Origin of the sequence: Methylobacterium sp. P1-11, from assembly GCF_008329595.1 — a bacterium.
Classification (GTDB): domain Bacteria; phylum Pseudomonadota; class Alphaproteobacteria; order Rhizobiales; family Beijerinckiaceae; genus Methylobacterium.
Genome location: NZ_NPKS01000007.1, coordinates 102,591 through 114,733 on the forward strand (window position 1 = coordinate 102,591; position 12,143 = coordinate 114,733).

Here is a 12,143-nt window from a genome sequence, read left to right on the forward strand (position 1 = left end):
GCGAGATCGCCCGAGGTCCAGATGATGCTCACGAAACTTGCCGCCCCATTCGTCCTGGCCGCTGGCTGCGCCGCCCTCGCGGCGTCGGCCCAGGCTCAGCCCGCCGCCTTCGGCGGACCCAAGATGCTGATCCACGGCAATTACTGCGGGCCGGGCAACAACGCGCCCCTTCCGCCGGTCGACGCGCTCGATGCCGCCTGCGCCCGGCATGATGCCTGTACGCCGGACGGCGGCCTCCCCTCGCAGGCCTGCAATCTCCGCCTTCAGCAGGAAGCGACGTTGATCTCGCGTGATCCGCGTCAGCCGCAGGATCTCCGATCGCTCGCCGGCTTCGTGGCCGCCACCGCGATCCTGATCCCGTCCGAGCCGAACGCGCGGCGCGTGCCGGCATCGGTCACCGCGGGCCCGGCTTCGGGCAGCTATGCGCCAGCCGTGACGCAGGCGCCGCCGGCCGTCGATATCGACACGGACGAGGACGGTGCCGACGCCGACTAGGGGGGTCGGGACGACCGATCAGCGTTCCGTCGGCGCGGTTCGGCGGCCTGCTAGGCCGCGCCGATGCCCCGATCCTTCAGGCTCTTGTCGATCTCGTCGAGGGCCGTCGCATCATCGATCGTCGCCGGCATCGTCCAGGGCTCATGATCGGCGATGCGCTTCATGGTGGCGCGCAGGATCTTGCCCGAGCGGGTCTTGGGCAGCCGCGGCACGGTGAGCGCCAGCTTGAAGGCCGCCACCGGGCCGATCTCGTCGCGCACCTTGGCGACGAGTTCCCGCTCGATCGCCTCGGTCGGCCGGGCGACGCCGGCCTTCAGCACCACGAACCCGCAGGGCACCTCTCCCTTCAGGGAATCATGGATGCCGATCACCGCGCATTCCGCCACGTCAGGATGGCTCGCCAGCACCGCCTCCATGCCGCCAGTGGACAGGCGGTGGCCCGCGACGTTGATGATGTCGTCGGTCCGTCCCAGGACGGTGATGTAGCCGTCCGCGTCGATCACCCCGGCATCCGAGGTGTCGTAGTAGCCCGGAAAGGTGGCAAGGTAGCTCGACCGCATGCGCTCGTCCGAGCCCCAGAGGGTCGGCAGGCAGCCGGGCGGCAGGGGCAGGCGGATCGCGATGGTGCCCATGGTCCCCACCGGAACCGGCCTGCCGCCCTCGTCCAGCACCTCGACCCGGTAGCCCGGCATCGGCACGCAGGTGCTGCCGTGCTTCACCGGCAAGAGGCCGAGGCCCATCGGATTGCCGGCGATCGGCCAGCCGGTCTCGGTCTGCCACCAATGGTCGATCACCGGCCGGTTCAGCACGCGCTCGGCCCAGGCGACCGAATCGGGGTCGGCGCGCTCGCCCGCGAGAAACAGGCTGCGGAAGGCCGAGAGGTCGTAATCGGCGATCCGGACGCCGGCGGAATCCTCCTTCTTGATCGCCCGCAGAGCCGTCGGCGCGGTGAACAGGCAGGCGACCCCGTACTCGGCGACGACCCGCCAGAACGCGCCGGCATCCGGCGTGCCCACCGGCTTGCCCTCGTACAGGACCGTGGTGCAGCCGTGCAGCAGGGGAGCGTAGACGATATAGGAATGGCCGACGACCCAGCCGATGTCGGAGGCGCAGAAATAGGTCTCGCCGGGCTGGACGCCGTAGAGGTTCGGCATCGACCACGCGAGGGCGACGAGGTAGCCGCCGGTGTCGCGGACCACGCCCTTCGGCTTCCCGGTCGTGCCGGAGGTGTAGAGGATGTAGAGCGGATCGGTGGCCGCGACCGGCGCGCACGCCGCCCTCCGCCCCGCCGCCTGGGCCGCCGCGACACTCTCGGCCCAGTCGCGATCCCGGCCCGCAACCAGCGTCGCGCCCCCTTGCGGGCGCTGGAGGATGAGGCAGGCCTCCGGCTTGTGGCGGGAGGCTCCGATCGCCGCGTCGAGGAGCGGCTTGTAGGCGACCACCCGGTTCGGCTCGATCCCGCAGGAGGCGGCCAGCACCACCTTCGGTGCCGCGTCCTCGATCCGCACCGCCAGCTCGTTGGCCGCGAAGCCGCCGAACACGACGGAATGGACCGCGCCGAGCCGCGCGCAGGCCAGCATGCCGAACAGCGCCTCGGGCACCATCGGCATGTACAGGATGACCCGGTCGCCCTTGCCGACGCCGAGGTCGGCGAGCACGCCGGCCAGCACCGCCACCTCGTCGCGCAACTCTCCATAGGTGATGCTGCGCTTGGTCCCGGTGACAGGTGAATCGTAACGGATCGCCACCTGGTCCGCCCGTCCCCCGTCGGCGTGGCGGTCCACCGCATTGTGGCACGCGTTCAGGGTGCCGTCGGGGAACCAGCGGCCGTAGGGACCGGTATCCGGCGCGAAGGCCCGCTCCGGCATGCGCGCCCAGTCGAGCGCCTGCGCCGCGCCGAGCCAGAACGCCTCAGGGTCGCGGCGGGCTGATTCGTAGATCTCCGGGTAGCGGCCCGGCAGGCTGGCTCTCGTCATCGGTTCGGCGTTTCCTCGCGGGCCACTCTCCGGCGGCCGGCGCAGGATAGCCCATTCTCGCGCGCACGGGAGAGGAACGGCCTCGCACGATGACGTACACCGCGCCAGCGGCGCATGGCGTGTCACAAGAAAACCGCCGCATCGGGGCTCCCGATACGGCGGCTGTCATCCGGACTTTACTGTCTCTTTGGACGTGGCAGGCGTCAGTGCAACGTGTCGTTGCCCGCCTGGAGCCTATTGATCTCGTCCTTGAGGAGGAGTTTCCGTCGCTTCAGCTCGGCGATGTGAAGGTCGTTCGCCGAAGGCCTGTGGATCGCTTCCTGAATCTCGCGCTCGAGGGCTTCGTGCTTCCGGGCGAGTTGGTTCAGATGCGTCTGCAGCGACATGAGTCGAATCTCCTGTCATCGTTTCGACACACCGAGATTGGCACAGGATGCCGGACCTGTCGAAGCGTTTTCTGCTGCTAAGTCTGATGATTGCTTACCGCGCCGACTTGTCCGGCGCCGGAGCGTAACGCATGCTCTCGGGCAATGAACGGTCTTCGGGTCCTCAGGTGACGATGGCGGACGAGGCAGGTGAGAGTGCGCAGTCGGACCTCCAGGGTGAGCTGGCGCGGCTGCGCGAGGAGCACCGGGATCTCGACGGCGCCATCGAGGCGCTGGAGCGCAGCGTCGCCGGGGATCAGCTCCAGATCCAGCGCCTGAAGAAGCGCAAGCTCACGCTGCGCGACCGGATCTTCCACATCGAGGACGCGCTCACGCCGGACATCATCGCCTGATGCCGGTGGACGTCTTCGGGGCGCGCCTTGCCGCGGGCCCGCACCGCCTGTAAGCGCCCTCTTTTGCCGGGATCAACGATGGTGTCGCCTCCGGTCGCGATCATCATGGGCAGCCAGTCCGACTGGGCGACCATGCGGCATGCCGCCGAGACGCTCGACGCGCTCGGGGTTCCCTATGACGCGCGCATCGTGTCGGCCCACCGCACGCCGGACCGGCTCGTGGCCTTCGCCAAGGGCGCGGTCGCCGCCGGTCTCAAGGTCGTCATCGCCGGAGCGGGCGGCGCCGCGCACCTGCCCGGCATGGCTGCCGCGATGACCCGCCTGCCGGTCTTCGGCGTGCCGGTGGAGTCCAAGGCCCTGTCCGGGCAGGACAGCCTCCTCTCCATCGTCCAGATGCCGGCCGGCATTCCGGTGGGGACCCTCGCGATCGGCCGGGCCGGGGCCATCAACGCGGCCCTGCTCGCCGCCTCCGTCCTGGCGCTTTCCGATCCGGATCTCGCGGAGCGCCTGGAGGCGTGGCGTGCGGCCCAGACCGCCTCGGTGGCCGAACGGCCGGTGACGGAAGCGAACGCGTGACGGACAAGAATCTCGGCCCCGGCTCTACCCTCGGCGTCGTCGGAGGCGGCCAGCTCGGGCGCATGATCGCGCTCGCGGCGGCCGATTACGGCCTCAAGGTGCACGTCTACGCGCCCGACGCGGACAGCCCCGCCTTCGACGTGGCTGCCCGGACCACCTGCGCGGCCTACGACGATCCCGAGGCGCTGGCCGCCTTCGCCCGCAGCGTCGATGTCGTGACCTACGAGTTCGAGAACATCCCGCACGCCACCGCCGACATCCTGGCCCGGCACGCTGCCCTGCACCCGAATGCGCGGGCGCTCTCGACAACGCAGGACCGCCTCTCCGAGAAGGACTTCATCAACGGCCTGGGCATCCCGACGGCGCCGTTCCGGGCGGTGGACACGCCCGACGACCTCGACCGGGCGATCGAGGTGATCGGCCTGCCGGCCGTGCTCAAGACCCGCCGCTTCGGCTACGACGGTAAGGGGCAGCGCATGCTCCGCGAGCGGGCCGAGGGCGACCGCAACGCCCTGTTCGCCGAGTTCGGCGGCGCGCCGCTGATCCTGGAGGGCTTCGTGCCGTTCGAGCGCGAGATCTCGGTGGTGGGCGCGCGCGGGCGCGACGGCAGCTTCGCGGCCTACGACCTCTGCGAGAACGAACACCGCGACCACATCCTGGCGCTGACCCGGGTGCCGGCGCCCGGCGTGTCCGCCGAGACGGGCCGCGATGCCGTCGAGATCGCCCGGCGGATCGCCGACGCCCTCGACTATGTCGGCGTTCTCGCCGTCGAGATGTTCCTCGTCCGCGAGGACGGGGCGGAGCGGCTCGTGGTCAACGAGATCGCGCCGCGGGTCCACAATTCCGGCCACTGGACCAGCGAGGGCGCGCTGACCTCGCAATTCGCCCAGCACGTGCGGGCCGTCTGCGGCTGGCCGCTCGGCGCCCCGGACCGCGTCGGTGGCCTCCCCGTGGAGATGCGCAACTTGATCGGCGCCCAGGCCGACGACTGGCACGCCCTGCTGGCCGAGCCCGGCGCCCATCTGCACCTCTACGGCAAGGGCGAGGCGCGTCCCGGCCGGAAGATGGGGCACGTGACCCGCCTCGGGCCCGTTCCGGCCGGTTCCTGAGGCTTCGAAGGCACACCTGCATCGCCGCATGGCGGTCGGAAGCCCGCCTGCGGCGTCCCGGAACCGTCGAGCCATACCTTCGCCACATCCCGCCGCTTCCACCACAGCGTGGTCGGTTCCGAATGCTGTCGATCGATTCCGCCCGCACCGCCTTCGTCTCCCGGGACGGGCGGGGTCCGGATGGCGACGCGGCGCTTCTTAAGCCGGCCTTCACCGTGATGCGCGACGGTGCCCCGGATTCGGGCGTGCCCGGCGCACGGCGCGGGCTCTTGGACTGTGAGGGGCGAGGCGGGCACGCGCAAGGCGGGCGACGCCTCGGGGAGAGTGGGGCAATGAACGTACGCAACGGGCTGGGACGAAAGACGGCACTGATCGGCGCGGCCTTGGTCTCGGCTGCCGGCCTCGCGGGTTGCGAGACCGTCGGGAGCGCGGCTGGCCCGCGGCAATACGCGGTCCTCGAGAAGGACACCACGGGCGCCACGAACGTCAACATCGCCTCCCTGACCGAGGTCGTGCAGCGCAATCCGAACGACGCGGCCGCCTACAACACCCGCGGCGCCGCCTATGCCCGGGCCGGCCAGTTCAACGATGCCATCGCCGACTTCACGAAGGCGATCCAGCTCGATCCGAACTCTGCCTCCGCCTACAACAACCGCGCCCTGGCGAGCCGCCAGATCGGCCGCGACGGCCCGGCGCTGCAGGACTTCACCAAGGCGATCCAGCTCGATCCGAATTACGGCCCTGCCTATATCGGCCGCGCCAATGTCGAGCGCGCCCAGGGCAACCTCGACCAGGCGCTGAGCGACCTCAACGTCGCGATCCGGCTGATGCCCGAATCGGCGGAGGCCTACCATGCCCGCGGGCTCGTGCGGCAGAAGCAGGGTCAGGACACCCAGGCGATCGCCGATTTCGACGCCGCCATCGATCGCGACCCTTTCAAGTCCGCGCCCTACGCGGCCCGGGGCCAGAGCCTGATCGCCACGAACCAGTACCCGAAGGCGATCGAGGACTACAACGCCGCCCTCAACGTCAACAACAAGGACGCCACCTCCTGGGCCTATCGCGGCCTGGCCTACGAGAAGTCGGGCCAGCGCAAGGAGGCGATGGAGAACTATCAGCGCGCCGCGACGATCGACCCGAACAATTCCGTCGCCCGCGCCGGCCTCGGCCGGGTGCAGGGTGGGGTCGGCTCGCTGTTCAACTGATCGCGGCTATCCCAACACGCCCTCATCCTGAGGCGCCAGCGGGCCTCGAAGGCGGGCTCCAGGGATCGCGCGGCCGGCCGGAGGCCTCCTTCGAGGCCTCCGCGGCGCTCCGGCACCTCAGGATGAGGCGGCGAGTCGGATGAACCGCCCTCAGGCCGCCAGCAGCCCGTTCTCGTCCTGCGTGATCCGGCGCAAGTGGTGGGCGGTGTCGCCGAGCTGGTACTCGATCATGGCGAGCCGCTTGAAGTGGTGGGCGCCGATATACTCGAGCGTCATGCCGATGCCGCCGTGGAGCTGCACCGCCTCCTGGCCGACATAGCGGCAGGCTTTGTTGATCTGCACCTTCACAGCCGACAGGGCCGCGGCCCGCGCCCGCGCATCCGGCGTGTCCACCATCATGGCGGCGTAGAGCGCCATCGAGCGGGCCTGCTCCAGCTGGATCAGCATGTCGACGGCCCGGTGCTGCAGGGCCTGGAACGAGCCGACGCTGACGCCGAACTGCTTGCGGGTCTTGAGGTACTCGACCGTGAGCCTGTGGAGCGCGTCCATGGAGCCGACCGCCTCGGCGGCGAGCGCCGCGATGCCGTGCTCCACCACCCGCTCCAGCAGCGGCAGGCCCTCTTCCGGATCGCCGAGCGCCGCGTCGGCCGGCACGCCGACATCCGAGAAGGACACCTCGGCCGCCCGGCCGCCATCCTGGGTCGGATAAGCCTCGATGGCGACGCCCGCGGCGTCGGTCGGGACGAGGAACAGGCCGATCCCGTGGGTATCGCGCCGCTCGCCCGAGACGCGGGCGGAGACCACCATCAGGCCGGCCGCGTCGGCGTTGGGCACGACGCTCTTCGCCCCGCTCAGCACGTAGCCTTCGCCGGAGCGCCGGGCCGTCGTCGCCACGTCCGCGAGGTCGTAGCGGGACTGGCGCTCGGTGTGGGCGAGGGTCAGGCGCAGGTCGCCGGCGACGAGGCCGGGGACGAGGCGTTCCCTCTGCGCGGCGCTGCCGCCGAGGCGCAGGGCGGTCGAGCCGAGCACGAGGCTCGCCAGCAGCGGCTCGACAACGAGGTTGCGGCCGACCGCTTCCATGATCAGCAGGGTCTCGACCGGGCCGCCGCCGAACCCGCCCTCCTCCTCCGGGAAGGGCAGGCCGGTGACGCCGAGTTCGGAAAAGGCCGCCCAGCCTTCCGCGGGGAAGCCGAGCGGCGCCTTCAGCCGCGCCTGCCGGCTCTCCAGGGACGGGTAGAGGTCGGCGGCCAGCCGCTCGACGCTGTCGCGCAGGAGCGACTGGTCCTCGTTCAGGTCGAAATCCATGGTGGTGTCCTCTGCCCCCTCTCCTCCCCCTTTGTGGGGAGGAGCCGGAGGTGGGTATGGTGCAGAAGGCGCCGCGGCGCTCAATCCTGGGCCACCCCCACCCCTGGCCCCTCCCCGCAGGGGGGAAGGGAAATGCCGCTCACAAACCCAGAATGCCCTTGGCGATGACGTTGTGCTGGATCTCGTTCGAGCCGCCGTAGATCGAGACCTTGCGGTTGTTGAAGTAGCTCGGCGCGGCGGCGTCCACCCAGTCGAAGCCGCCGGGCAGGTTGTTGGCGCCTGCGCCCCGGGCAGGCGCGGCGAGCGCGAAGGGCCCGGCGAGTTCCACCAGCAGCTCCGTCGCCGCCTGCTGGAGCTGCGAGCCGCGGATCTTGAGGAGCGAGGAGGCCGGGTCCGGCTCCGCCGAATCCGCTCGGCTCTGCTTGGCCGCCACCCGCATCTGGGTGATCTCCAGGGCCTTCAGCTCGACCTCGACCTCCGCGACGCGGCCGCGGAAGGCGGGATCGTCCCACATCGTCCCGGAACCCGCCGGCATCTCGCGGGCGAGCCGCTTGATCCGGGCGATCCGCTCCTTGGTGAGCCCGATCCGGGCGATGCCGGTGCGCTCGTTGGCGAGCAGAAATTTCGCGTAGTCCCAGCCCCGGTTCTCCTCGCCCACGAGGTTCTCGACGGGCACGCGCACGGCGTCGAAGAAGACCTCGTTGACCTCGTGCCGGCCTTCCAGGGTCAGGATCGGCCGCACGGTGATCCCCTGCGTCTTCATGTCGATGAGGAGGAAGGAGATGCCGCGCTGCTTCTTGGCCTCGAAGTCGGTGCGGACGAGGCAGAAGATCCAATCGGCGTGCTGCCCGAGCGTCGTCCAGGTCTTCTGGCCGTCCACGACGTAGTGATCGCCGTCGCGCACAGCCTTGGTCTTCAGCGAGGCGAGGTCGGAGCCGGCACCGGGCTCCGAGAAGCCCTGGCACCACCAGTCGTCGAGGTTGGCGGCACGCGGCAGGAAGCGGGCCTTCTGGTCCTGCCGGCCGAACGTCGCCAGCACCGGGCCGAACATGTAGCAGTTGAACTGCTGCGGCAGCGGCACCGCCGCCTGGAACAACTCCTCCGTGTAGATGTAGCGCTGGATCGGGGTCCAATCCCGGCCGCCCCATTCCTGCGGCCAGTGCGGCACGGCCCAGCCCTTGGCATTGAGGATCCGCTGGCTCGTGACGTAATCCTCCTTCGAGAGACTGCGCCCCTCCGAGACTTTCTTCCGGATCTCTGCCGGGATCTCCGTCCGGCAGAAGCTCCGGACTTCGTCGCGGAACGCAATCTCGGCGTCGGTGAAGCGCAGGTCCATCGGCTCAGCTCCGAGCGATCTCGAACAGGCCGGCACAGCCCTGGCCGCCGGCGACGCACATGGTCACCACGGCGTAGCGCGCGCCGCGGCGGCGGCCCTCCAGCAGGGCGTGGCCTACGAGCCGCGCCCCCGACATGCCGAAGGGATGGCCGACCGCGATGGCGCCGCCGTTGACGTTGACTTTGTCCGGGTCAATCCCGAGCCGGTCGCGGCAATAGACCGACTGGGACGCGAAGGCCTCGTTCAGCTCCCACAGGTCGATATCGGACACGCGCAGGCCCTGCCGCTCCAGGAGCCGCGGCACCGCGAAGACCGGGCCGATACCCATCTCGTCCGGCCCACAGCCCGCCGAGGCGAAGCCGCGGAAGGTGCCGAGCGGCGTGAGGCCCCGTCGCGCCGCCTCGTCGGCCGACATCAGCACGCTGGCCGAGGCCCCGTCCGAGAGCTGACTGGCATTGCCCGCCGTGATGAAGGCCCCCTCCCCGCGCACGGGCTTGAGCTTGGCGAGACCCTCCGGGGTCGTGTCGGGCCGGTTGCCCTCGTCCTTGGAAAGCCGGGTCTCGACCTCCCGGGTCTCGCCGGTGGCCTTGTCGGTCACCGCCATGACGGCGCTCATCGGGACAATCTCGTCGTCGAACAGCCCGCGTCCTTGCGCGTCCGCCGTGCGGCGCTGGCTCTCCAGAGCAAAGAGATCCTGCGACTCCCGGGAGATGCCGTAGCGCTCCGCCACGATGTCGGCGGTCTCGATCATCGGCATGTAGATCGCCGGCAGATGCGCCTCCAGCCACGGGTTGCGGGTCAGCTCCCGCTGCACCTTCGGCTGGACGAGGCTGATCGACTCGACGCCGCCCGCCACCGCCACCGGCACGCCGTCGAGGATGATCCGCCGGGCCGCGCTGGCGATCGCCTCCAGGCCCGAGGCGCAGAAGCGCGAGACGGTGACGCCGGCGGACTCCACCGGGATCCCCGCCACCAGAGCCGCGTGCCGGGCGACGTTGCCGCCGGTGGCGTTCTCTGGATAGCCGCAGCCGAGCACCACCTCCTCGACCGCCTCCGGCTCCAGGCGTGCCCGGTCCAGGGCGGCGCGGATCGCGTGGGCGGCGAGGTCGGCGCCGCGCGTGAGGTTCAGCGCCCCGCGATGCGCCTTGCCGATGGGCGTGCGGGCGGTCGAGACGATCACCGCGTCGGTCATAATCCCTCTCTCGCTCAGGCGTTCTTCAGGCCGGCGAAGCCGCCACCCTCGTCGGCGAGCTTCTTGAGGAGCGGTGCCGGCTCCTGGCTGTCGTCGCCGGTCTCGGCCGCGAAGCGCGACAGCGCCGCCGCGACGGCCCTCAGCCCGACCGTGTCGGCCCAGTGCATCGGGCCGCCGCGCCAGGCCGGCCAGTTGTAGCCGTTGATCCAGATCGTATCGATGTCGCCGGGCCGGGCCGCGATGCCCTCCGCGAGGATCCGCGCACCCTCGTTGACCATCGGGTACATCAGCCGCGCGACGATCTCGTCGGCCGTGAAGCTGCGGCGCGCGACGCCGTGCTCGGCGGCGACCCGCGCGATCAGCGCCTCGACCTCGGGATCGCGCGTGCCGGTGCGGCCGCCGTCCGGGTACAGGTAGAAGCCGCGGCCGGTCTTCTGGCCGAACCGGCCCTGCTCGGCGAGCGAGTCGGCGACCGGTGCCCGGCCGCCGAAATCCTTGCGCGAGCGCCAGCCGATATCGAGCCCCGCGAGATCGCTCATGGCGAAGGGGCCCATCCGGAAGCCGAAGCCGGTGACCGCCGCGTCGACCTCGTGGGGCAGCGCGCCCTCCAGCAGCAGCCGCTCGCCGGCCCGGCTGCGGCGCTCCAGCATGCGGTTGCCCACGAAGCCAAAGCAGACGCCGACCGTCACCGGCAGCTTGTTGAGGCGCTTGCCCAGGTCGAGGGCGGTGGCGAGCACGTCCGGGGCGGTCTTCTCGGCGCGGACCACCTCGACGAGGCGCATGACGTTGGCCGGGCTGAAGAAGTGCAGGCCGAGCACGTCCTGCGGGCGGCCCGTCACCGCCGCGATGGCGTTCACGTCGAGGTAGGAGGTGTTGGTCGCCAGGATCGCGCCGGGCTTGGCGATGGAATCGAGCTTCGAGAAGATCTCGCGCTTGACGCCCATATCCTCGAACGCCGCCTCGACGACGATGTCGGTTTCCTTGGCGTGTTCCAGACCGATCGCGCCGCTGATCCGGCCGATCCGCTCGTCGCGCTGGGCCTCGGTGATCGAGCCGCGCTTGGCCGAGCCGGCGTAGAGCCCCTTCACCCGGTCGAGGCCGCGCGCCAGGGCGCCGTCCTCCGTCTCGATCACGGTCACGGGGATGTCGGCATTGGCAAAGCACATCGCGATACCGCCACCCATCGTGCCGGCGCCGATCACCGCCGCGGTCTTGATGGTGCGGCGGGGCGTGTCCTTCGGCAGGCCGGGCACCCGGGCGGCCTCGCGCTCGGCGAAGAAGGCGTAGCGCAAGGCCTTGGAGCGCGGATCCTCCACCAGGGCGCGGAACTCGGCCCGCTCCACAGCCACGGCGGCATCGAAATCCTGATCCAGGCCGGCGCGCACCGCCCGCGCCAGGGCGTGGACGTTGGTGGCCTCGGGATCGCGCTTCACCGCCTCGGCGGCCTGCGCCTCGAACCGCTCCCGGGCCTCCGGCGTGATCTTCTCCGACCGGTCGCGCACCCGCGGCAGTACTCTGCCATCGGCGAGTTCCAGGGCGCGGGTCCGGGCCTCCGCCACGAGGTCGCCGAGCACAACGGCGTCCACGATGCCCAGCGACGCTGCCTTTTCGGCGGAGACCGGCTCACCCGTGAGCATCATCGCGAAGGCGACGTCGGGTCCGATCAGGCGCGGCAGGCGCTGCGTGCCCCCCGCCCCCGGGATGATCCCGAGCTTGATCTCCGGCAGGCCGATCTTGGCGGACGGCGCCGCGACCCGGCCGTGGCAGCCCATCGCCAGTTCCAGTCCGCCGCCGAGCGCCGCGCCGCCGATGGCCGCCACGACAGGCTTCGGGCTCGCATCGAGGCGGTCCAGCACATCGGGCAGGCTCGGCGGATGCTGCGGCTTGCCGAACTCGCTGATGTCGGCCCCGCCGATGAAGACCTTGCCCTCGGCCGCTACCACGATCGCGCGGACCGATTCGTCCGCGATGGCCGCCGTGAGGGCGTCGTCGAGGGCCGCTCGCAGCGCGGCGCCCAGCGCGTTGACCGGCGGATTAGCGAGCGTGAGCACGGCCACACCACCATCGACCTCCTGACGAACCACTCAGGACTCCCTTATATTCTGCAGTGCAGAACAATTGTCTGCATGTTGGCGGAATGGTGGTCTGCCTGCGAGGCATCGTCAAGGACG

At 70.7% G+C, this 12,143-nt stretch carries 11 protein-coding genes; 5 read left to right on the plus strand and 6 right to left on the minus strand.

The features are described from left to right. Positions 1–21: 21 nt before the first annotated feature. A complete protein-coding gene (locus CIW48_RS09415) occupies positions 22–495 on the plus strand; it encodes a hypothetical protein (RefSeq protein WP_149310566.1) in 474 nt (157 codons plus the stop codon). 50 nt (positions 496–545) lie between these two features. On the opposite strand, the gene CIW48_RS09420 is transcribed toward CIW48_RS09415, so the two are convergent. Together CIW48_RS09420 and CIW48_RS09425 are read right to left on the minus strand one after the other, a co-directional pair. Beyond that, positions 546–2,471, minus strand: coding sequence for a propionyl-CoA synthetase (locus CIW48_RS09420; protein ID WP_149310567.1), 1,926 nt, complete (start codon positions 2,469–2,471; stop codon positions 546–548). A gap of 203 nt (positions 2,472–2,674) precedes the next feature. After that, positions 2,675–2,857 carry a DUF465 domain-containing protein gene (locus tag CIW48_RS09425; protein WP_091783161.1) on the minus strand — a complete coding sequence of 61 codons (183 nt, stop codon included), beginning with the start codon at positions 2,855–2,857 and terminating at the stop codon, positions 2,675–2,677. A gap of 131 nt (positions 2,858–2,988) precedes the next feature. Here CIW48_RS09425 and CIW48_RS09430 point away from each other — a divergent pair, with 131 nt between their 5' ends. The 4 genes from CIW48_RS09430 to CIW48_RS09445 all read left to right on the plus strand — a co-directional run bounded on the left by CIW48_RS09430 (position 2,989) and on the right by CIW48_RS09445 (position 6,139). Further along, positions 2,989–3,249: a DUF465 domain-containing protein gene (locus CIW48_RS09430; RefSeq protein WP_173009230.1), complete on the plus strand. Its 261-nt coding sequence runs from the start codon at positions 2,989–2,991 to the stop codon at positions 3,247–3,249. Between the two features lie 78 nt (positions 3,250–3,327). Further along, entirely contained in the window at positions 3,328–3,825 is a 498-nt protein-coding gene (gene purE, locus CIW48_RS09435) for a 5-(carboxyamino)imidazole ribonucleotide mutase (RefSeq protein WP_091783164.1), read from the plus strand. Beyond that, complete coding sequence (locus tag CIW48_RS09440; RefSeq protein ID WP_149310568.1) at positions 3,822–4,934, plus strand: 5-(carboxyamino)imidazole ribonucleotide synthase; 1,113 nt, start codon at positions 3,822–3,824, stop codon at positions 4,932–4,934. Before purE ends, CIW48_RS09440 begins: the two co-directional genes overlap by 4 nt. 332 nt (positions 4,935–5,266) lie before the next feature. Next, complete coding sequence (locus CIW48_RS09445) at positions 5,267–6,139, plus strand: tetratricopeptide repeat protein (RefSeq protein WP_149310569.1); 873 nt, start codon at positions 5,267–5,269, stop codon at positions 6,137–6,139. A 150-nt stretch (positions 6,140–6,289) separates the two neighbouring features. Here the strand turns inward: CIW48_RS09445 and CIW48_RS09455 are convergent, their stop codons facing one another. From CIW48_RS09455 to CIW48_RS09470, 4 genes are all read right to left on the minus strand, one after another. After that, entirely contained in the window at positions 6,290–7,444 is a 1,155-nt protein-coding gene (locus tag CIW48_RS09455) for an acyl-CoA dehydrogenase family protein (protein ID WP_149310571.1), read from the minus strand. Between the two features lie 139 nt (positions 7,445–7,583). Continuing rightward, a complete protein-coding gene (locus tag CIW48_RS09460; RefSeq protein WP_149310572.1) occupies positions 7,584–8,780 on the minus strand; it encodes an acyl-CoA dehydrogenase family protein in 1,197 nt (398 codons plus the stop codon). 4 nt (positions 8,781–8,784) lie between these two features. Beyond that, on the minus strand, positions 8,785–9,972 hold the full coding sequence (locus CIW48_RS09465; protein WP_149310573.1) for an acetyl-CoA C-acyltransferase: 1,188 nt from the start codon (positions 9,970–9,972) through the stop codon (positions 8,785–8,787). Between the two features lie 14 nt (positions 9,973–9,986). Further along, the gene (locus CIW48_RS09470) at positions 9,987–12,056 is read right to left on the minus strand and encodes a 3-hydroxyacyl-CoA dehydrogenase NAD-binding domain-containing protein (protein WP_149310574.1); all 2,070 of its coding nucleotides are present in this window, start codon (positions 12,054–12,056) and stop codon (positions 9,987–9,989) included. Positions 12,057–12,143: the final 87 nt, after the last annotated feature.

What these genes read in the sequence shown, in the direction of transcription:
- CIW48_RS09425 (WP_091783161.1), bottom strand. Translation starts at nt 2,857, where the DNA reads ATGTCGCTGCAGACGCATCTGAACCAACTCGCCCGGAAGCACGAAGCC.
- CIW48_RS09430 (WP_173009230.1), top strand. Translation starts at nt 2,989, where the DNA reads ATGCTCTCGGGCAATGAACGGTCTTCGGGTCCTCAGGTGACGATGGCG.
- CIW48_RS09460 (WP_149310572.1), bottom strand. Translation starts at nt 8,780, where the DNA reads ATGGACCTGCGCTTCACCGACGCCGAGATTGCGTTCCGCGACGAAGTC.
- CIW48_RS09455 (WP_149310571.1), bottom strand. Translation starts at nt 7,444, where the DNA reads ATGGATTTCGACCTGAACGAGGACCAGTCGCTCCTGCGCGACAGCGTC.
- CIW48_RS09445 (WP_149310569.1), top strand. Translation starts at nt 5,267, where the DNA reads ATGAACGTACGCAACGGGCTGGGACGAAAGACGGCACTGATCGGCGCG.
- CIW48_RS09420 (WP_149310567.1), bottom strand. Translation starts at nt 2,471, where the DNA reads ATGACGAGAGCCAGCCTGCCGGGCCGCTACCCGGAGATCTACGAATCA.
- CIW48_RS09415 (WP_149310566.1), top strand. Translation starts at nt 22, where the DNA reads ATGATGCTCACGAAACTTGCCGCCCCATTCGTCCTGGCCGCTGGCTGC.
- purE (WP_091783164.1), top strand. Translation starts at nt 3,328, where the DNA reads ATGGTGTCGCCTCCGGTCGCGATCATCATGGGCAGCCAGTCCGACTGG.
- CIW48_RS09465 (WP_149310573.1), bottom strand. Translation starts at nt 9,972, where the DNA reads ATGACCGACGCGGTGATCGTCTCGACCGCCCGCACGCCCATCGGCAAG.